The organism is Novosphingobium sp. CECT 9465, assembly GCF_920987055.1.
GTDB lineage: Bacteria > Pseudomonadota > Alphaproteobacteria > Sphingomonadales > Sphingomonadaceae > Novosphingobium.
The window spans coordinates 3,216,857-3,236,264 of the sequence record NZ_CAKLBX010000001.1; the positions used below are offsets into that span (position 1 = coordinate 3,216,857).

Here is a 19,408-nt window from a genome sequence, read left to right on the forward strand (position 1 = left end):
TCAATCCTGCTTCAACATACCCGCCGATGACAGCTTCATCACATCGGCAAACGGCGCAGCGTGAGACGTCATCCCGCCATCGACCGCCAGCGTTGCGCCGGTAATGAACCGCGCGGCATCCGATGCAAGGAACGCGACCGGGCCGGCAATATCCTGCGGATCGGCCACGTAGGGCGTCAGGTGATGGGCGGTGAACAGTTCGATCATTTCCGGGCTGATCGATGCAGCCAGCGGCGGGGTCATCACCATGCCCACGACCACCGAATTGGCGCGGATGCCCTGCTTGCCATACTGCGTGGCAACATTGAGCGCGAGGTTGATCAGCGCCGCCTTGGATGCGCCATAGGCGGGCATGCCCAGATCGCCCTGAACGCCGCGCCCCGATGCGACCATCACGATGGACCCGCCGCCACGCGCAATCATGTGCGGGATTGCGGCCTTGCACAGCAGGGCGGGCGCAATCGTGTTGACGCGCAGTGTGCGTTCCCACGTGGCCGCGTCCATGTCGGCGATGTTGGCGTCCTTGGCCAGCGTAGCGGCATCGGTCACGGCGGCGTTGTTGATCAGGATGTCCAGCCCGCCGAACGCGCTGATAGCCGCATCCACAAGCAATTGCGCTGTTGCAGGATCGGCCAGATCGCCAAACGCCGAAGTGACCTGCCCGCCTGCATCGCGGATAGCCTGCGTTGTGCCCGTTGCACTTTCCGCGCGGCTTGCCGCAACCAGAACCTTGGCCCCCTGCCGTGCCAGTTCGTGCGCGATTTCAGCCCCGATGCCGGAGCCGGCCCCCGTCACGATCGCCACTTTCCCGTCCAGTACGCCCATGTGCATCTCTCTTCCTGATTTGTGATCGCAGACTTTCATTGCTTCGCGCGCAAGTGTGCCTATCGTTTTATAGGTGCCGGGCCTGCGTGACACATTCTCTGTGCCCGCACAATTTCGGGCCGAGCGTTCAGGAGACAAGCATGATCAAACCCCTCAGCGACCGCGTCGCCATCATCACAGGTGCGGGGCAAGGCATCGGCGCCGAAGTTGCCGCCGTGCTGGCGGATCGTGGCGCGACGGTGATCCTTAACGACATCATGGCCGACCGGGTTGAGGAGACCGCAGCGAGCCTGCGCGCCCAAGGGTTCCGCGCGGAAGCAGCGGTGTTCGATCTGACCGACGAAGACGACATTGCCCGCGCGGTTGGCGCCATCGCTGCAAAGCATGGCCGAATCGACATCGTGCACAACAACGCCGCCTTCCAGACCAACGAACAGCGCGCGCGCGATCTTGATGTGATCAACCTCCCCGCCGATGCGTGGGACAAGGCTTTCGCCGTCAATGCGCGCGGGCCGATGCTGCTATGCAAGCATGTGCTGCCCACGATGATCGCGGGCGGCGGCGGTTCGATCATTCATTCTGCGTCGGGATTTGGCCTGCTGGGCGAAATGACGCTGACCGCCTATGGTGCCAGCAAGGCGGCCCTGATCAACCTTGGCCGGTTCATCGCCACCCAATATGGCAAGCAGGGTGTACGTTCGAACGTGATCGCCATCGGCTTTGTACTCAGCGAAAACGCGATCGATTCCACCCCGCAGGCGGTCAAGGACGTGCTGCTCGCGCACCACCTCAACCCCGAACTTGGATCCCCGCGCGATATCGCCAATGTCGTCGCGTTTCTGGCGTCGGACGAATCACGCTTCATCAACGGCGCGATGATCCCCGTCGATGGCGGCTTCACCGCGCATCAGGCCAGCATGGTCGATTTCCAGCGCCTGTTTGCAGAAGCAGGCAGCAACCAGCTTTAAGGGGTGGCGGTAGTGCGATGCCCACCCCGCTGCGACTAACGCCTCCTTCGGAGACGTAAGTCTCGCTCCCCTCCCGCAAGCGGGAGGGGTTGGGGGTGGGCTTTGCGTTTCGGAAATTCAGTCGGCGGCTTCTTCCACCGGCGTCAAGTTGCGCATGAAATCGCGGAAATCGTTGCCCAGTTCGGGCAGCGGCAGTCCCAGCTTTTCGGCGATGTACAGGGTCATCAAGTTGTTGTCGGCAGAAGTGTTGGTCGCCGCGATATTGCCAAGCGAAACCTGCCGGTCGAACGCGCCCACTGCCACCAGCGCCATACGCAGCGCCACGACGACATCGTAGTAATCGAGATTGCCGACCTTGCGGCCCGCTGCCTTTTCATAAATCGCCACGGTTTCATCGCGCGTGGGCAGGCCTTCAAGCCTGGTCACGCCAAAACGACGGCTGAACAGATCGTCGAAATAGAGCCACCATGCCAAATCCAGTTCACGCGGGCCTAGTGCCGCCAGTTCCCAATCGATCAGCGCGGCAACGCTGCCATCGGGCCGCCACATCACGTTGGACGGCGTCGGATCGCCCCACAACACGCAGGTATCGGTATTGTCCGGGCGGTTTTCCAGCACCCACTGCATCGCCGCATCCACGATCGGCAGCTTGCGCCCCTGCCCGCGCGCGGCATGCCAATCAACCAGATAGCCGAGGTATTGTTCAAGCCCCGGCGCGCCCCGGTCAGGACGATTGAGGAATTTGAAACCATCCTGCCAATCCACTTCGTGCAGCTTTGCCAGCGCAGTCAGCGCGTTGGTAAAGTGCGTCAGACGTTCGGCCGGGGTACGTTGCGTCAACCAGCCTTCGACATTGTAGTTCGGACGCTGCGTTGCCGCCTGGCCTTCGACGCGGCCCATCACCAGAAACGGCGCGCCCAGGATCGAGGCATCGTCTTCCTTGCCCACCCACGGCGGCACCGGAAGATCGCCGCGCGCATCAAGTGCGGCCATCATGTTGGCCTGAAGCTTGAGATCGCTTTCGAACACCACTTCGAACGTCTGCGGCTGGCGACGGACCACCAGTGTGCGGTGAAAGTGCTGCCCTGCTTCGGTATAGTCTACATCGACGAAGAAGATTTCGGCCGAAAAGCCGGAGCCGAGCACGACATCCATCGGTGCGACTGTCAGGCCTTCCCACGAAGGCTTCGTATTCACCAGCCAGCTGGTCAACCGATCGTGGACTGTCTTTGCGTCCAGCTTGACCGACATTGCAATTCCCTTCCTGTCACTTCCAGAATTTACGCGAATCGCGCAAGGCTGCGACGATCCGGTATCTGCACCGCAGCAAAGCGCGCGTCACAGTTCCCAAAACAGCGTCACGCTGGTCTGATGACCTGTCTTATGGAAGGCGCGTCATCAAACACTCCGTAATCATGCTGCCTACAACAGCGGTCGCCAATTTTGCGTACCGCTTGCTGGAGAGCCTGAAGTGACCGAAGAAGCAGATGTCGTCATCGTTGGTGCAGGGCACAACGGCATGGCCGCAGCGGGCTATCTGAGCCGCGCCGGAAAACGTGTCATCGTGGTCGAGCGTCTTGGCAAAGTCGGCGGGATGACCAGCGCGGGCTACATGATCCCCGAAGCGCCCAGCCATCTCGTCACGCCTTGCGCGGTCGAATTGCTGTTCGTTCGCGGCAGCGGGCTGATCGAGGAACTGGAACTGGAAAAGCACGGGCTGCGCTGGGTCGATCCCGATCCGACCTATGCCTATCTCGATCCGTCGGGCGCCAGTGTGTGTCTGTTCCGCGATCCCAAGCAGACGGCCGAAGACATGGGCCGCCTGAACCGTCAGGACGGTAAGAATTATCTGAAGTTCCTCGATCTGCTCAACGGGTTGATGGACATCGGCTTCCCGATGATGATGGCAGAACCCGGCAGGCCCGATCTGAAGAACCTGGGCAACATGGTGGGCAGCCTGGTGCGCAACGTGAAGCTGAAGAACGAGCTTCAGATTCTGGCGGCAGGAACGGCGGACCAGATTGCCTGCGAATGGTTCGAACACCCGGCCAATATCGCCTTGCTCACCAACACGGCCGCAGGCGCGGGTCCGGTTGATGACGATGGCAACGGTGCTGCCTACATGATCCTTGCAGCGCTGCACCGGCTGGGCACGGGCAAACCGATCGGCAGCCTGCAAAGCTTTGCCAATGCCATGGCCAAAAGCATCGAGGCTTCGGGCGCCAAGATCCTGCTGAATGCGCCGGTTGCCGAAATCATCATCGACGATGGCGCGGCGCGGGGCGTACGCTTGGAAGATGGCCGTATCATCAAGGCGAAAGCCGTGATCGCCAGTTGCGATCCACGCACTGCCTTTGCCATGACCACGCCCGGCAAGGTTGAGCGCCGCCTGCTGGAACGTATCAAGCATGCGCCGGCAAACCGATCGAATGCCGCGCCGTTTCTTGCCAATATCGCAATGTCGAAGCCACTGACGCTGAAGCGCCATCAGGACATGCGCCACGATGGCGCGGACCTCAACAAGGCCGTCGGCTATATCGGTACGCCCGAACAGGTGCGCGAAAGCTTTGCGGCGGCACGGCGCGGCGATATTCCCAAGGAACACGCCGTTTCAGTCACGCCGCTTTCGAACACCGATCCTTCGCAGGCACCGGCGGGCGGCGGTCTTGCCTATATCTACGTACCAGGCATGGCGGTTGATGCGCGCGAAGGCTGGACGCAGGAAGTGAAGGACCGCACGATGCGCGATCTGATCGCGCAGATGTCGGAATACTATGACGGCTTCGATGCCGAGGTCGGCCGTTTTGTGGAAACCGCGCGCGATCGCGAAAAGCGGCTCAATGCCACGAATGGCTGCGTGACTCACATCGATTTCGGATCGCTCCGATCGGGTCAGAACCGCCCTGCAACCGGATTCGGCAGCCCCAAGCCTGCCGTGCCGGGTCTGTATATCGGCGGCGCCGGTGCACATCCGGGCGGGGGAATCTCCGGTCTGCCGGGCAAGATCGCTGCCAAGCGCATCCTGCGCCAGATCAAGTGACGGTGACGGCTTCGGCCGGATGATCCTTGCTGGAATTGCTGGTCGGGCCAAGCAGCCCGGCCAGCAATGTATCGGCAAATTCCGCGACCCGACGAGGGATCGCTTCAGGGTCAGCCTCCGCGCCAACGCCCAAAGCGTCGAGCATGGGCATCGAGGCGAAATAGAAACCCACGCCCTGAACCAGCATGGCCATGAATGCCGACGACGAGATCTGCTGGATCGGTCTGATAGCAAGCACTTCTGCAAACAGAGCGTCGAGGCTTTGCTTGAACGGGTGGATGTACAGCGCAACAAGATAGTCGAGCCGCCATGTACTGCGTCGGCCTTCGGCATGGCTTATGCCGATGAAGCTGGGGTTTTCTGCCGCCCAACCGCAAAACCTGTGAACCAGCAAGCGCAGGCGGCTTTCAGGATCGAGATCGTGGCGGGCAAAGACCGTGAACACCGGCGCGCCAAATTTCGCGACGCGCCAGTCCACGGCTTTGCGCCAGAGATCGGCTTTCGACCCGAATCGCACATTGATCAGATTGTGGCTAACGCCCAGACGCTTGGCCAGATCACGAACCGTGGTGCCTTCATACCCCGATTCTGCAAAGCATTCGAACGCCAGGTGCAGCACACGCTCTTCAGGCACGGCGCTGGCCGCATCGGCGGGCGGGCGGCCACGCCGTCGGCCGATGAGCGCATCAGTATCTGGCGCAGCCTTGCTCATGCCAGGTATTTTTGCATCTAAATTGACAAGTGTCAATTTGGTGACGGAATTTCACGCGAGGCGAGCACATCAGGTGTTGCCAAAGCGATGCAGCCACCCGCCTGCCCTCTTTGCAACTGCCCGGCCCCGGTGCAAGCCAGGGTTCAGGCCGTGGTGCCACCGGATTGAGCGACGCATGTCACCACGGCCTGAAAACCTCAATATCTGAAAACCTCAGTAATAGATTTCCATGCGTCCGCCATCGACCAGCATGTACTGGCCGGTGATGTAGCTGGCGCGGGCAGAACACAGGAAGGCGCACAGGCCGGCCACTTCATCGGGATTGCCAAAGCGCTTCATCGGAATACGGTCGATCAGGCCTGCCATGAACTGCTCATAGGTCTGGTTCACTGCCTTGGCGCATTCGCGGAAGAAGGCTTCGTACTGCGCGCCGGTATCGATAAATCCGGGCGGGACCGTGTTCACGGTGATGCCGAATTCTGCCAGTTCATCCGCCAGACTGCGGCTGAGGCCCAGCGCGGACGGACGCAGGGTGTTGGCCAGAACATAATCGAAGCCCAGCGTGGCGCGGCGGCCTGGCAAGCGGCCATGGCCCGATCCGACCGTGACGATGCGGCCCCATCTGCGCTCCTTCATTGCCGGCGTCACCGCGCGCGCGAAGTGGGCGAAAGCCTTGACCACATTGTCGAAGGTGGTCTGGAAATCCTCGTCGGCCATGTCTTCAAACCGTCCAGAGGGCGGGCCTACCGGCGAAAAGATCGCAATGTCCGGCGCGTCGAACAGCGCCGTCGCCTCTGCCACCATGCGCGGATAGCTATCGAGCTGCGTCAGGTCGGCACTGACGCCCCCTGCCTCGCCGCCTGCGGCGCGGATCGCCGCGACCGTCTCGTCAATCCCGGCCTGTCCGCGCGCGACAACCACCACCCGGCAGCCGTTGCGCCCCAGTTCTTCGGCAATCGCGCGGCCAATGCCGTGCGTCCCGCCGGTGACCAGTGCGGTCTTTCCTGCAATTCCCAGATCCATCACACTCTCCCATGTTGTTCGTGCCGACAAGGGGCGGCTGCCGGCGCAGTCTCGCACCTGCCAACGGTCAGGCGCGGGCGGGCGGCACGGCGCGCATTCTCTTGCAAAACAGGGGAGTGATGCCGCAATGCCGCTCGATCACGTCAATATCCGCACCGCCCGGCTGGAAGCATCCATCGCGTTTTACGGCGATGTCGTGGGCCTGCGCATGGAACCGCCGCCGGGGTGCGCGAACATGGCCAGCGCCGCATGGGGCAAGGATGCGGGCGGTCAGGCCGTGGTCCACCTTGTCGGTGCAGACCGCGAAATCGAAAACGGTGGCCCGGTGCGCGGCGTGGCGCAGCGCGGCATGATCGACCACTTCGCACTGCGCTGCATTGACCGGGAGAATCACATCGCCCGGCTTGAGCGATCCGGGCTGGCGTTCGAACGGGCCGATGTTCCGGCCATTGGCATGCATCTGGTGTTCGTGCGCGATCCCAATGCCATCCTTGTCGAACTGGCATTCCCCCTTGAAACCCTTGCGGAGAACGCAGCATGAGCGCGCCCGATGAAACAGCCGACAAACTGGCAATAACCGAACAGCTGGCGAACTATGCCCGCGCGATGGACCGCATCGACCATGAACTGGGCTATGCCGTGTGGCACCCGGACGGCACCGCGCGTTATGGTGCGATGTTTGAAGGGACGGGACGCGCATTCATCGATTGGGTTTGTGACACACACGCGCAAATGGTCGCGCACGTGCACCGCGTGACCAACATCCTGATCACGCTCGACGCAGATCACGCCGCCAGCGAAGCCTATGTCCACGCCACGCTGCGATTTGAACAGGACGGCGTACTGCGGCAGGGCAACGTCTATGGCCGCTACCTCGACCGCTGGTCCCGCCGCGAAGGCCGCTGGGCCATCGATCACCGCGAATATGTGCAGGACATCGACGAAATCGTCGCCGCCGGCCCGCCTCTGGTCGGCGCGTTCGGCGGACGGCGCGACCAGGACGATCCTTCCTATGCGGTGTTTGCGGGCGTCAAGCCCTAACCCGCCAGCGCCCTTTGCGCTGCCACGCCTTCACCCCAGTTGTGGATGCGCGCCCAGAACTGGGTGCGGGTGTGGGCGAAGTTGTGCATGTGGGCCATGCGCGGGCAGACGTAGAGCTGGATGTCGATTGCGCTTTTGAACGCCTTGGGTTCGGCCCATGGATCGGGCACCACGTCGCGTTCGCCCACGCCAATGAACACGGGCACACGGATTGAGGCCGCCTCAAGCGCCACGGCACCGGGCGCTACCATGGTGATGCCGCAGGCAGGCGTTGTGGCCGAGCGCCATTCGGGCAAGGGATCGACCAGTCCGGCAGATGCCTTCATGTCCAGCGCTACGATGTCGGCGGGTTGATCGTCATAGTGGAACGACCACTGGAAAGGATGTTCCCCTGCTTGCGCCGCCGCTTGCAGTGCTTCTGCATCGCCCAATTGCGGGCCGGTTGATGCTGCCAGCTGGGCAAGGTTGTAGATCTTGGGCGCGCCCGGCTTGCTGCGGCGCGAAACCCATGGCCATGCGGCTTCGGGCTGGCCGGGCCGCGTTGGAACGATGGTATGGATACCGCTGTAACCGAGCACACCGACGCCATCGAATGTTTCGTGATTGCCTTGCGCCACCACCGCGAAGCATCCACCCATCGACTGGCCAATGCCGAGGCATGTCGCATTGGCAATCGGCGGCAAACCCTGCGCCAGCGTACCCGTCGCGATCTGTTCCATCACATGGCGCACAGTGGCGTCATTGCCCGCCGCGATCACATCCAGATCGAGCAGTTCGTCGGGCGGAATGGTCGATTCACCAAAGCCCAGGTGATCGCAGGCAACGAAGATCCACCCGCGCGCGGTGTGGTATCCGGCCTCGCCGCCGCCCTGCCCGTCTGGCATGTCGAAGCTGTAGTAACGGCGGTTGTAGCCGCCGCCGGGGAACGCGAAGCACACCACCGGCGGATTGGACAGCGCGCCATCATCCGGCAGAAAAACCGTCACGGCCGTGTGTGCAGGCATGCCGATGGCGACGGCATCGGTTACGTCGACTGTCAGTTCGATGGGATCACGCAAGGCTGGTCTCCGATAAATCAGGTGATGGCGGCAGGATAAGTGGGCGTTGCGCCAGTGACCTGGACATAGAGATCGGGTGCCATCCACACATGCTCGACATAATGCCCCAGCGTCTTGCGCTCGTCGGTATAAATAAAGCGCATCACATCTCCCAGTGCGCCCTGGAATGCAATGGGGTGTCGCGCCAGATCAAGCGAGGCGACATGGGCATCCCAGTTGGCCAGCGGTCCATCAATGCGGATGCACACGTGGTGAAACCGGATGGCAAGTTCGCTGCCGCCCGGCAGGACGTCCTTGAACAGCGGGGCTGTATCGCCGATCGGTTCGATCAGTTCGATTTCCACCCCGCCAACGCGGGCAAGGCCGATCTTCAACTGTGGTCCGCTTTCATCCGATCCGGTGCCGACATTGGTGAATACATAAAAACCGGGTGTGTCGAATTCGCTGCGGAAAACCTCGATAGCGGCGTCGATGTCGTTGGTGACATAGGCCACCTGGCTGTGCTGGGTGTTCGGGCGCGCAAACATGGTTGTGGTCCTTTCGCGATCAGTTGGCGAACAGCTTGCCGCCATCGATCACCAGCGTATCGCCGGTGTGATAACGCGCGGCATCGCTGGCGAGGTAAACCGCCGCGCCTTCCAGATCGCCGGGCTGGCCGATCCGGCCAAGTGGCACACGGGCTGAAACGCGCGCTGCCATCACTGCACCGATTTCCGGGTCGGCAAAGGTCATTTCGGTTTCGATAAAGCCTGGCGCAATCACGTTGCAGCGAATGCCGTGAGGCCCCAGTTCAGCGGCGAGCGCCTTGGCCAGCGAGTTCAGGCCGCCCTTGGCAATGCCGTAATGCGCCAGTGTCGGTACGCCCTGTGCGATGGAACCGCTGCCGCAGATGATCAGCGATCCACCGGGATCGCCTGCGATCGCCCGATCCACCATGTGCTTTGCCACGGCCCGCAAAGTGAACACCGCACCATCAAGGTTGACGTCGATCAGTTCGCGATAGGCCTCACGCGTCATGTCGACGAAGGGCACCTGAGTGGCGATACCGGCATTGGCCACGACGATATCGATCCGCCCCAGTTGCGACACCGCCTGTTCCACACCTGCCACGATGGCCGCGTCATCGCGAACGTCGACGCTGCCGGTCATCACGCGCACACCAAGGCTGCGCAGCTTTTCAGCGGCCTCCTCATTCTTGTCGGGGCGGCGGCCCCAGATGACGATGTCGGCACCAGCTTTGGCCAGCCCGCGCGCAAAAGCGAAGCCCAGGCCGGAATTTGCGCCGGTAACCAGCGCCACCTTGCCCGAAAGATCGAACATGTCTTTGGGCATGACACCCTCCCTTTTTATGCAGCGGCACATTGGAAAGTGCCATCGACCCTGTCTGTCGCAACCAGCGCGACTGCATCAAGCGTGAACCTGCGTCACGGACAGCCATTGCTATCGCGCGACTGCCGCCCTGCCGGGTGCTGGCCCCATCAGGGACGGATCGCCTGCCGGAACGCCTTGGGCGTGGTTCCCACCGCCTTGCGGAATGCTGCTGAAAACGCCGCCGGTGTTTCAAAGCCGCAACGCCAGGCGATTTCCTTGATCGGCGGCCGCGCTTGCACCAGCAGCGCCTTGGCTCGCGCAATGCGCCGGTCGGCAGCATAGGCCGCAAGCGTCTGCCCTGTCGACATGCGGAACATGCGGAAGAAGTGCCGTGTGCTCATATCGCACAGGCTGGCGAGTTCGGCGACACTCGGCAACCTGCCGGGCTGCTCGATCGCTTCTTCGATTCGGCGCAGTTGCGCGGGATCGAGCCGCCCCCCTCCTGCGCGATCAATTGCCGGGCGGCGAAAGTAGCGATAAAGCTGCACACTCACTTCGGTCATCAAGGCTTCGGCCAGCAGCGAACTGCCGAAATCCGGGCATTCGATTTCACGCGCCAGCCGCAGCAGCGCATCACGGACATGGGGACTGCGCACATCAAGCGAGGCTTCAAGCGCGTCGCCATTATCAAGCAGGTCCATGTCGCCACCGGCCAGGCCTTCGAAACCGCAGCAGATCGATCGCTGCTCGCCCTCGCCCCATCTGGTTTCAAGGTCCTGCCCTGCCGGAATGAAGATTATGTCGCCCATCGGGATCGGTTCGCTTCGCGGCAGCGTGGTGTAATGCCCCAGTGGCGCACCGGGCCTGCGTGACAACGCAAGGTCAAGGAAACCGCGCCCTGAACGGAATGTGCCGCTTTGCGGACCGGTGAAGCGATAATGATGCAGCTCGACCGTAGCGCGGGGCAAGACCATGCGACCGGCAACATGACAATCCATCCCGCGCATGTCGGGAACGTCGAAGACTGCCGAAACACTTGCCATAGGCTCGATCCTCTTGAACTCAGCCGCTCTCACGTCGGACTTTGGCATTTCACTTGCAGAACCAAAGCCATTTGAACCCCCGCCTTTAGATAGGGGTGAAATTCGAATCGAGGTTCATCTTCCTTCCCAGGCGAGGCGATCACCATGAAGACGCCCGGACAAAGAACAATGCCGCTGATCAAGCGGACGACGCCAAAGGGGTGAGGATTATGGGTATCGAAGAAAACAAGGCCGTGGTGCAAAGCTGGTTCGACGCGGTGAACCGTGGCGACGAAGCGGCAATTCTTGCAACGACCGCCGAAGACTTCAACTTCATGACGATGGCGCGCCAGCCGGAGTGGTTGCTGTACAACTGGAATCGCGAGCAGTTTTCAAAAGTGCCAACCACGATGTCGACCGTGCTGAAATCACCCATCCAGCTAAAGGTGCTGGAGATGACGGCTGAGGGCAGTCGCGTCGCGGTGGAAGCCGAAACCGACATGGAGATGCTCAACGGCCGTCGGTACAACAACGCGTATCATTTCGTGTTCAAACTGCGTGACGGCAAATTTACCGAAGTGCGCGAATACAGTTGCAGCTTCCTTGCACAAAGCTGCTTCGGCGCAGTCACGCCTGATGACCCCTCCGCCTCGAAGATGGCAGACGCCTGACCTTTTTCCCAGGAGAAGTGCGATGCAAACCGACGCCTTGGACTTATTGCACCGGACCATGGAAGCGCAACTCGTGCGCGCCGAACATCCGGCTGATTTTCCCTATCTGCCGCCAGTCCCGTCAAGCCGCTATACCGACCCCGGTTTTGCCAAGCTTGAACATGACGGCCTGTGGATGAAGAACTGGCTGCTGGCAGGCCACATTTCGGAACTGCCAGAAGCCGGTTCCTATTTCCTGTTCCACCAGCTCGACCAGTCGGTCATCATCTCGCGCGCAAAGGACGGCGCAATCCGTGCCTTCCACAATGCTTGCCGCCATCGCGGATCGGCGCTGCTGCTGGAACAGAAGGGCAAGGCGATGCGGTTCGTCTGCCCCTATCACGCCTGGGGCTATTCGTTGGAAGGCGAACTGAAATCGGTCCCGGACCAGCATGACTTCACCTGCCTGAACAAGGCGGACAACGGCCTCAAGCCGGTGCGATGCGAAGTCAACCGCGGCATGATCTTCATCAACTTCGATGAAAATGCCGGTCCGCTCGATGATTTTCTCGCGCCGCAATCGGCACAGAAAGTAGGCTATCCGATCGAGGAAATGGTCGTCAAGGAACGCCTGCTCGTCGAAATGGATTGCAACTGGAAGCTGGCCCTGCACAACTTCCTTGAAATCTATCACGTTGCCACCGTCCACGCGAAGACGCTTGCCCCCTATCTCAATTCGCAAAGCTTCGTGATCGCACTGTTCGCCAATGGCCACATGCGGTTTGCCACGCGCAAGAAAAAGGGCGATTCGATCTTCGATCAGCAGCTGTACAAGCCCGATAATGTGGCGGACGTGTTCAGCGAATGCACGATCGCGCTGCCGACCTTTCCCAACACCTTCTTCGCGCTCGATCCCGGCGGCTTCTCGCTGCAAAGCTTCTGGCCAGCAGGGCCGGACAAGTCGATCATGGAAGTTCGCCTGATGGGCTGGGACGTGGATACAGAAGCCGACAAGCAGCACTGGCAGGCCATGAACGGCATTGTGCGCAACATTCTGTCGGAAGATCTTTGCCTGTTCCGCTCGATCCAGCGTTCGTTGACACAAGGAACGATCCCGCATCTGACCTTCGGGTATCAGGAGCGTGCGCTCTATTGGTTCGAGGAAGAGGTTGATCGCCGAATCGGCATCGATACGATCCCTGAATCGCAGCGTGTTGCCCAGGTTCTTGCAGGGCAAATGCAAAGCTGATCGCCATTCCTGTCCTGCATTCGGCTCGGGTGGAACCGTTCCATCTCGTGCCGAATGCAGGCAGGGCAGCGCCGCCGCCGCAAGCCTCGCCCTGTGGCAAGCGAGCCTTCCAAGACGCGTCAACACTTGTACACGCCCGAACGCCATGGCGTTCGGGCGTTTTTTCGTCGCCATGCATGATGAACACCGCATGGGATTGTGCATGAGATTTTGCAGGCGCTACGGCAGGCGTTTACGTGAGCCTGGAACCGAAACGCTTCTTTTCAGCTGAAGCCGACAACCTGCCCGATAGTACTTCTTCCCAGGCGGACCATCATCAATCAAACATGAAGATTGTAAAGACCATCAAGAATCAGGTCTGAAATGCTTGTTTACCAATGACAATGGTATGGCGCCCAATTTCCTGCCCGGCCCGGAGCGCTGCCAGAACAGGATGGAGATGGAAAATCTGGCGGTCATATCCCGTTGCGGAAGCTTCACATGAATCGCTGCTCGCAAACAAAGGTCGCTACCGCAGGAGGTGAAGGAAATCACCATCGTGCAGGCCCATCCCGTGTGCCTGATGCAGTTGCAGGCGGGCGGAGACAAACTGGTTCTGCATTCCCCGTCATGGCCTTTCTCACCACGGCTCCATCCCGCGAACAGGCTTTTGAAATCGAGACAGGATGCCAACGCGAAACCCCTGCTCGTCGTTATCCTGCACATAACTTTGCCCACGCCCATCAAACCGGTGCGCGCAATTCCTGCCGGCTTGAACAGACTTTGCACATTGCCGGCCACCACGCCCTATCGATAGAAAGGATAAACTGATGGCCACCGTCGCCAAAATTAACGCCAGCGTCCTTGGCAGCTTCGCGCCAAAGGATGTCGCGGACGGATTCGTCGAAATCGCTCGCAACCTGCGTCCGTTGTTGCAGCAAGAAGCGCCCGCGGGCGAGAAGCTGCGCGCGCCAACTCCTGCTGTAGACAAGGCATTGAAGCAGCATCGCCTTCTGCAACTTCTCGTGCCGAAGCGGCTTGGCGGCGTGGGCCTTTCAACCACCGATTTCTGCCGCGTCCAGATGGAAATCGCCAAGGGCGACCCTGCGATCAGCTGGGTGATGCAGATCATCAACGGCACCAGCTGGATCACAAGCCTGGCGTCCGACGATGTTCAGGATGCCGTATTCGGCAATGGCCCTCAGCCGGTGTGCGGCGCTTATAACCCTCCCGGCAAGGCCCGCAAAGTGGACGGAGGCTGGATCATCAATGGCCGATGGCCCTATATGTCCGGCTCACGTCAATCGACCTGGGCGCAGCAGGGTGTAGTGCTGGAGGACTATGATGGTCCGATCGTGCCTGGGATCAACATGTGCTACCTGCCGATGGCTGCGATGACCATTGTCGATAGCTGGTTCGTTTCCGGCATGCAGGGCACCGGCTCTGACACTGCGATCGCTGAAAACGTGTTCATTCCTGACGGCCAGATGATGCTGATGAACGAACGCGCTGGCCAGATCGATCCGACGAAGCGCCACTTCGGCGCTCCTTCCGATTTGCTGCCTGCGGTCCCCGTGGTACGCACCACGGGCATTGCCCAGCTGATCGGGGCGGTTGAAGCCATGGTTGAAATCGTCACCGCCGAAGCGGAAAAGAAGCCCGTACTGACGACCTTCATCACATCGCGCAATAACTCAGGCGCCTATATGCGCGATCTCGGTGAAGCGGCTGCCATGGTCAACACCGCCAAGCTGATCCTCTTCGATCTTACGGCCAAGCTTGATCGCGTCGCAATGGGCGAAGAATTCACGCTTGCTGAAAAGGCGGTGCACCGCGCCGCCGGTGCCCAGATGATCGAACTTGTGCACGCCGCCAGCGAATCCGTCATGTTCCAGGCAGGTTCCTCGGCATTTGCACTCGACAAGCCAATCAATCGCTACTGGCGTGATGTTTCGATGGCAACGCGTCACATCCAGAACATCCCGACCATCGGTTATGAAATCTATGGTCGCAATCTGGCTGGTGCGGAAAGTATCTCGCCTCCGGGCGCATATTGATTCAGAAGGCGTTTCCGGGCAGCACGGCAACGCGCCCTGGCGACCTGTTCAATTGCGTAAGGAAATCTCGACCGATGAAGGCTGCAATCATCGCCAGCGACGGCAGTTTTGCCTTGGCAGAACATGCCGCCCCTGCCCCGGCAGACGGTTTCGCCCTGATCGATGTTCGCGCCGCGGGCATCGGCCCGACAGACCTGATGCGTGCCAAAGGCTTCTTCGGTCCGGTTACAAGCCCTTATGTCCCAGGCGGGGAGGGCACGGGCACTTTGGAGGATGGTACGCGGGTGTATTTTGGGCACAGCGCTGCACCATTTGGTGCAATCGCTGAAAAGACGCTCGCCCCCATTGCCGAAGTCTGGCCCTTCCCCCCGCAATTGAGCGACGATCAGGTGATCGGACTGGCAATATCGGGCACCGGCGCGCTTCTTCCTCTGGAAGAAGCGCAAATCCGTTCGGGAGATAATGTACTTGTTTTGGGCGCTACGGGTCCGGTCGGCCAGATCGCCCTCCAACTTGCAAAACTTTTCGGTGCCGGTCACGTGGTGGCAGCCGCGCGGAATGCGGATCAGCTTGCAGGACTGGTCAAGCGCGGGTGGGCAGACAATTTCGTCCAGCTTGGCACGGGCGATGACGAAGCGGCGCTGAAGGAAGCCGCGCACGGCGGCTTCGATGTGGTTCTGGACGTGATCTACGGCCCACCGGCAGAAGCAGCGATGCGGGCCACGCGTCCGGGGGCGCGCATGATGAGTATCGGCGTCCAGGCCGGTCCAACGGTAACACTCTCATTGCGTGATCTTGTTTTTCGCAGTCATATCGGCGTGGGCACCGGACAGCGCCCGGCCGTGGAACGCCGCGCCGCATTCGATCGCCTGATGACCCTTGCGGTCGAAAAGGGGCTTGCGGTCGATACCGCGATCCATGAATTTGATCGCGCGGATGAAGCTTGGGCTGCACAAGCCGGCAGCCCTTATGCCAAGATCATCATCAAACACTGATTGCGGAATCGGACCTCTGGAGCCAGATGGCCCCCTACACGCCGAAAAATTCCGCTCGCACCGCACGGTTCAGTGGCCGCAGTTTGACGAGATTGCTTAGCAGGCTTCGCGGGTGGCGCAGCGCCTTGCGGTTCAGAAAATAGCTGGAAAGGATGCCGCCCGCCTGGCTGTGCGAACCGGCATGGCCCACACGATAGACTGCACCGCGAAACGGCAGGGCATCCAGTGGCGATCCCCTGTCGCGCAGGGCGTCGGTTATGAAGATATGACTGCCAAGCGACTGCTTGATCCAGTCCAGCGATGCATCTTCGAACGTGGCAGGCAGTTCGTAAAGATCGGACCGGATTATCAGTGAGGTCCCACACAGCTTGTTGAACCCGTCATGGCCCAGCAGCAATGAACCACCGTCACTCCAGACATAGCCCTTTTCGATAAACCACCCGTTCGCGCCATCGTTCTTTGCAATGAAGCTGGTGATCCGCGAACTGACGAAATCGTCGTCATCCACGATCATGAAATACCTGCTGTCCCGCGCGGCAAGCATGCCCTTGAGCACCCGGCGCCCCTTGTCGGCCCGGAAGGCTTCGTAAAACGCGTCGTGGCCCTGCCTGCCCAGTTCGTGCATGTCGTTCGGCGGGAAATCCACCCTTACCGCCCTGAACCCGGCTGGCAGCGATGGCAAATCTGCGCCCTCATTGGCAACGACGATTCCCTGCCAGTCCATCAAGGACTGATTGGCGATGGAAGCCATGGTCTGGGTCAACTTCGCGCACAATTGCGTCCAGTCGCGCGCATTGTCCTGATGCCGAACCGGAATGATGAAGGTGAGGAGGGTCATTGAATTTCCTGGCCTTCCACGCGCGGCTCCTTGTCGGCAAGGAACCGGGAATACTTCTCCGACAGGCAGATCATTCCTGCGTCAGACAAGCTATCGAGACTTTCGAATTTCCTGGCCGTCGGCGTCATCAGGCTCATATTCGGATTATCATCCAGGGCCGCAAGATATTGCCGGTAATAGGAAGAGCCATTCCAGAAACTGCCTTCGGAGACGACCATCTTGAAATATTCCTGAAAATCCCCAACATATTTATAGTGAAGAAGTATTGCAGATATATCAGCAATACTAGCGCCGAATACATGATGAGCGTGCGATATTCTGATGCCTTTTCCCGCGTTGAAAAGCGGGTGCTTGCTAAGCCATTGCCTTGCACCAAATGCCTTGGCACGAGAGCCACCGAGGTAGTAGGGAATTTTTTCGTTGGAGACGATATTTCCAGGCCCGTACCATGCCGCATAGTCCTGTGGTTCGAGGCTTTCGACATCAAACCAGCAATGCGAAGACTTCCAGTCGAGATGCCCGGCTTCCTGGAGTGGCCCGTCCGGGAACATGTCTATCATATGAGCGACAATGGCATCGTGGCCATTGTCCGACAGATAGGAGACCAATTGCGGCAGATTGATCCTGTCGTCACCGGGAAAGCGGAAAAGCTCGTCTATATCAACGTACAAGACCCAACACTTTCCTCCGAAGCGATTTGCCAGAAGGTCTCTCATGATGTTCTTGTAGGTTTTGAATGGCATCCCGGTCTTCCAGACCGATACGCATTCGTGCGCAGAAAAGCGCTCGACAGTGCCATCCGTTGAACCATTGTCTAAAACGAATATATGCCTTGCGCCCAAATTTTTGTAATGCTTGACAAATTCATCAACGTAAGCACGTCCATTCTTGACAAGGCAGGCTACCACAACGTCATTTGGCTGAGTGTGAATCGATATCAGACCGCTGACGTATTGCACATCAAACGACAAACGCAGCCGCCTCCACGCGTCCACAAGGAACTGCTGGAACTTTCGGGCGGACCTTTTGATGCGCATCATCTATTCTGCCACCTCAATATTGCGCCTTCTCAGCGCCAAGGCATTCCATGCCTTGCCAGCGAGAACCATGGTTTCCTTCTCTGCGCCAGAAGGGCATCCGCGAGCCCAATACAGTCCGAATGATGCAAGAAAATAGATCATGGCTGATGATCCGCCCGCAATAAGCAGAAAAGCAAGATCGTTTCCAAACAAAGGGATAGACGGTCTAGCCTTATCCAGACCGAGTGCGGCAATAATCATCACGATGGATGCCACAAGGGACCGGCTGTTGAGGGCAATCTGCTGCCATACCGTCTGCTCCAGTATCCGGGCGACAAACCTGAGATCCACGAAGACGGTGACAAGGCCCGAAAGCATGCGCCCCCATAGCAGCCCCGTCAATCCACCCGCGAGCAAGCCAATGAGTATCATAGGAATGCGGATGACGAGCTTCTGGAGGTTGCGCGCAAAGAATATATTGGTTCGTCCTGTCGCCATGGCCAGCGGGCCGACCAGACTGCCCAACGTCTCAAAGGCGGTGGAGAAGGCGACAAGCTGCACAACGGGTATCGCCGATTTCCACTGTGCACCCAGCAGCAGCGAAACCAGGGGCGCGGCAAACAAGGCCACGCCCAGGCTCACAGGCAGTGCACCAAAAGTGACAAGCGTCTGCGCACGCTGATATGCTGCGCTGAGACGATCCGGTGTCCGGCTGAAAAGACTGAAGGCCGGGAACAAAGGCTGTGTGAGCGGTGCCAGCGCTTCGCGGCTCGGCAATTGCGCCAGCTTTCCTCCTACGTTGTAAGCACCCAGTTCAGCCTTGCCCAATGCAGCGCCGACAATAAGCTGATCGACATTGTAGTTTATCGTGCTGAGGAACTGGCTTCCCATCAGCCAGCCGGAAAAGCCGAAGAATTCACGGAAGTAGCGGAACAGGATGCGAGGGCGGAACGGCATGACCGCATAGGAAAGCGCGACATTTGCCAATTGCGTGGCGAACGAGCCGACCACCAGTGCCCAGTAGCTCTTGTAGATCACCGCCACAGCAACGGCCACGGCAAAGCCGACAAGCTTTTCCCCAGTGGATACGGTGAAATACTGCCAGTATTCCAGCGAGCGTTGTGCCATCGCCAGCTTGGGATTGGCCAGCCCACCGATGAAAAGGCAGGCGCCCAGAGCAAACATGATGCCTTTCAGCCGGGCATCTGCGAAGAAGGCGGCAACGGGCCATGCCGCACCGCAAACGAGAAGGCACAGGACCGCGCCACGCAAGGCATTGAGCGTCCATGCGGCGCTGAGGTGGGTTTCATCCGGCGCTTCGTGCCGCACCAGAGCCTGGGAGAGGGAGAATTCCGTAACGCTGGTCAGGATGACCAATACCGTCGTACCGATGGCGACGAGACCGAAGTCCGCCGGACTGAGGTTCCAGGCCAGAATGAACGTGCTGAGCACGGCCAGCCCGTTGGTGAACAGCCGCGTCAATGTTACCCAGAAGCTCCCCTTGAGCACACGGGCGGAGATGCTGCTCATCGGCCTGTTTCGAATCCCTTCGCGCTGGCGGATATGCAGGCTGGCATGACTATGCGCGATAAATTAGCGCGCCGGGAAAGTATAGTGCAAT

The 19,408-nt window shown here is 60.0% G+C and carries 21 protein-coding genes; 10 read left to right on the forward strand and 11 right to left on the reverse strand.

What is annotated here, in order from left to right:
* Entirely contained in the window at positions 1-831 is an 831-nt protein-coding gene (locus LUA85_RS15675) for an SDR family NAD(P)-dependent oxidoreductase (RefSeq protein WP_231471181.1), read from the reverse strand.
* A gap of 134 nt (positions 832-965) precedes the next feature.
* On the opposite strand from LUA85_RS15675, the gene LUA85_RS15680 reads away from it, so the two are divergent.
* On the forward strand, positions 966-1,793 hold the full coding sequence (locus LUA85_RS15680) for an SDR family NAD(P)-dependent oxidoreductase (RefSeq protein ID WP_231471182.1): 828 nt from the start codon (positions 966-968) through the stop codon (positions 1,791-1,793).
* Positions 1,794-1,910: 117 nt separating this feature from the next.
* On the opposite strand, the gene LUA85_RS15685 is transcribed toward LUA85_RS15680, so the two are convergent.
* Positions 1,911-3,044: a phosphotransferase family protein gene (locus tag LUA85_RS15685; RefSeq protein WP_231471183.1), complete on the reverse strand. Its 1,134-nt coding sequence runs from the start codon at positions 3,042-3,044 to the stop codon at positions 1,911-1,913.
* 220 nt (positions 3,045-3,264) lie between these two features.
* Between LUA85_RS15685 and LUA85_RS15690 the strand changes: the two genes are divergently transcribed.
* Positions 3,265-4,833: an NAD(P)/FAD-dependent oxidoreductase gene (locus tag LUA85_RS15690; RefSeq protein ID WP_231471184.1), complete on the forward strand. Its 1,569-nt coding sequence runs from the start codon at positions 3,265-3,267 to the stop codon at positions 4,831-4,833.
* Here LUA85_RS15690 and LUA85_RS15695 read toward each other — a convergent pair.
* Positions 4,826-5,545: a TetR/AcrR family transcriptional regulator gene (locus tag LUA85_RS15695; protein WP_231471185.1), complete on the reverse strand. Its 720-nt coding sequence runs from the start codon at positions 5,543-5,545 to the stop codon at positions 4,826-4,828. The two genes, LUA85_RS15690 and LUA85_RS15695, sit on opposite strands and share 8 nt — an antisense overlap.
* A gap of 213 nt (positions 5,546-5,758) precedes the next feature.
* Positions 5,759-6,568: an SDR family oxidoreductase gene (locus LUA85_RS15700; RefSeq protein ID WP_231471186.1), complete on the reverse strand. Its 810-nt coding sequence runs from the start codon at positions 6,566-6,568 to the stop codon at positions 5,759-5,761.
* A 127-nt stretch (positions 6,569-6,695) separates the two neighbouring features.
* On the opposite strand from LUA85_RS15700, the gene LUA85_RS15705 reads away from it, so the two are divergent.
* Positions 6,696-7,109: a VOC family protein gene (locus LUA85_RS15705; RefSeq protein ID WP_231471187.1), complete on the forward strand. Its 414-nt coding sequence runs from the start codon at positions 6,696-6,698 to the stop codon at positions 7,107-7,109.
* Positions 7,106-7,609, forward strand: coding sequence for a nuclear transport factor 2 family protein (locus LUA85_RS15710; protein WP_231471188.1), 504 nt, complete (start codon positions 7,106-7,108; stop codon positions 7,607-7,609). Before LUA85_RS15705 ends, LUA85_RS15710 begins: the two co-directional genes overlap by 4 nt.
* On the opposite strand, the gene LUA85_RS15715 is transcribed toward LUA85_RS15710, so the two are convergent.
* The 4 genes from LUA85_RS15715 to LUA85_RS15730 all read right to left on the reverse strand — a co-directional run bounded on the left by LUA85_RS15715 (position 7,606) and on the right by LUA85_RS15730 (position 11,021).
* Positions 7,606-8,667: an alpha/beta hydrolase gene (locus LUA85_RS15715; protein WP_231471189.1), complete on the reverse strand. Its 1,062-nt coding sequence runs from the start codon at positions 8,665-8,667 to the stop codon at positions 7,606-7,608. The two genes, LUA85_RS15710 and LUA85_RS15715, sit on opposite strands and share 4 nt — an antisense overlap.
* Positions 8,668-8,684: 17 nt before the next feature.
* On the reverse strand, positions 8,685-9,194 hold the full coding sequence (locus LUA85_RS15720; RefSeq protein WP_231471190.1) for a VOC family protein: 510 nt from the start codon (positions 9,192-9,194) through the stop codon (positions 8,685-8,687).
* Between the two features lie 19 nt (positions 9,195-9,213).
* Complete coding sequence (locus LUA85_RS15725) at positions 9,214-9,999, reverse strand: SDR family NAD(P)-dependent oxidoreductase (protein WP_231471191.1); 786 nt, start codon at positions 9,997-9,999, stop codon at positions 9,214-9,216.
* Positions 10,000-10,145: 146 nt separating this feature from the next.
* Entirely contained in the window at positions 10,146-11,021 is an 876-nt protein-coding gene (locus LUA85_RS15730; protein ID WP_231471192.1) for a helix-turn-helix domain-containing protein, read from the reverse strand.
* A 209-nt stretch (positions 11,022-11,230) separates the two neighbouring features.
* Between LUA85_RS15730 and LUA85_RS15735 the strand changes: the two genes are divergently transcribed.
* The 6 genes from LUA85_RS15735 to LUA85_RS15755 all read left to right on the forward strand — a co-directional run bounded on the left by LUA85_RS15735 (position 11,231) and on the right by LUA85_RS15755 (position 15,930).
* The gene (locus LUA85_RS15735) at positions 11,231-11,671 is read left to right on the forward strand and encodes a nuclear transport factor 2 family protein (protein ID WP_231471193.1); all 441 of its coding nucleotides are present in this window, start codon (positions 11,231-11,233) and stop codon (positions 11,669-11,671) included.
* A 58-nt stretch (positions 11,672-11,729) separates the two neighbouring features.
* A complete protein-coding gene (locus tag LUA85_RS15740; protein WP_231471194.1) occupies positions 11,730-12,899 on the forward strand; it encodes an aromatic ring-hydroxylating dioxygenase subunit alpha in 1,170 nt (389 codons plus the stop codon).
* Positions 12,900-13,135: 236 nt separating this feature from the next.
* Positions 13,136-13,261 carry a hypothetical protein gene (locus tag LUA85_RS21625; protein WP_256448254.1) on the forward strand — a complete coding sequence of 42 codons (126 nt, stop codon included), beginning with the start codon at positions 13,136-13,138 and terminating at the stop codon, positions 13,259-13,261.
* A gap of 158 nt (positions 13,262-13,419) precedes the next feature.
* On the forward strand, positions 13,420-13,695 hold the full coding sequence (locus LUA85_RS15745; protein WP_231471195.1) for a hypothetical protein: 276 nt from the start codon (positions 13,420-13,422) through the stop codon (positions 13,693-13,695).
* 13 nt (positions 13,696-13,708) lie between these two features.
* Positions 13,709-14,935, forward strand: a complete 1,227-nt coding sequence (locus LUA85_RS15750; protein WP_231471196.1) for an acyl-CoA dehydrogenase family protein — start codon at positions 13,709-13,711, stop codon at positions 14,933-14,935.
* Between the two features lie 74 nt (positions 14,936-15,009).
* Positions 15,010-15,930: a zinc-binding dehydrogenase gene (locus tag LUA85_RS15755; RefSeq protein WP_231471197.1), complete on the forward strand. Its 921-nt coding sequence runs from the start codon at positions 15,010-15,012 to the stop codon at positions 15,928-15,930.
* Positions 15,931-15,964: 34 nt separating this feature from the next.
* Here the strand turns inward: LUA85_RS15755 and LUA85_RS15760 are convergent, their stop codons facing one another.
* From LUA85_RS15760 to LUA85_RS15770, 3 genes are read right to left on the reverse strand one after another with little or no spacing between them, the layout of a single operon-like run.
* A complete protein-coding gene (locus LUA85_RS15760; protein WP_231471198.1) occupies positions 15,965-16,768 on the reverse strand; it encodes a hypothetical protein in 804 nt (267 codons plus the stop codon).
* Positions 16,765-17,808 (reverse strand): glycosyltransferase family 2 protein, encoded by a 1,044-nt coding sequence (locus LUA85_RS15765; protein ID WP_231471199.1) that lies wholly within the window; start codon positions 17,806-17,808, stop codon positions 16,765-16,767. Before LUA85_RS15765 ends, LUA85_RS15760 begins: the two co-directional genes overlap by 4 nt.
* The gene (locus LUA85_RS15770; protein ID WP_231471200.1) at positions 17,809-19,317 is read right to left on the reverse strand and encodes a lipopolysaccharide biosynthesis protein; all 1,509 of its coding nucleotides are present in this window, start codon (positions 19,315-19,317) and stop codon (positions 17,809-17,811) included. It lies immediately after the preceding gene.
* Positions 19,318-19,408 lie beyond the last annotated feature (91 nt).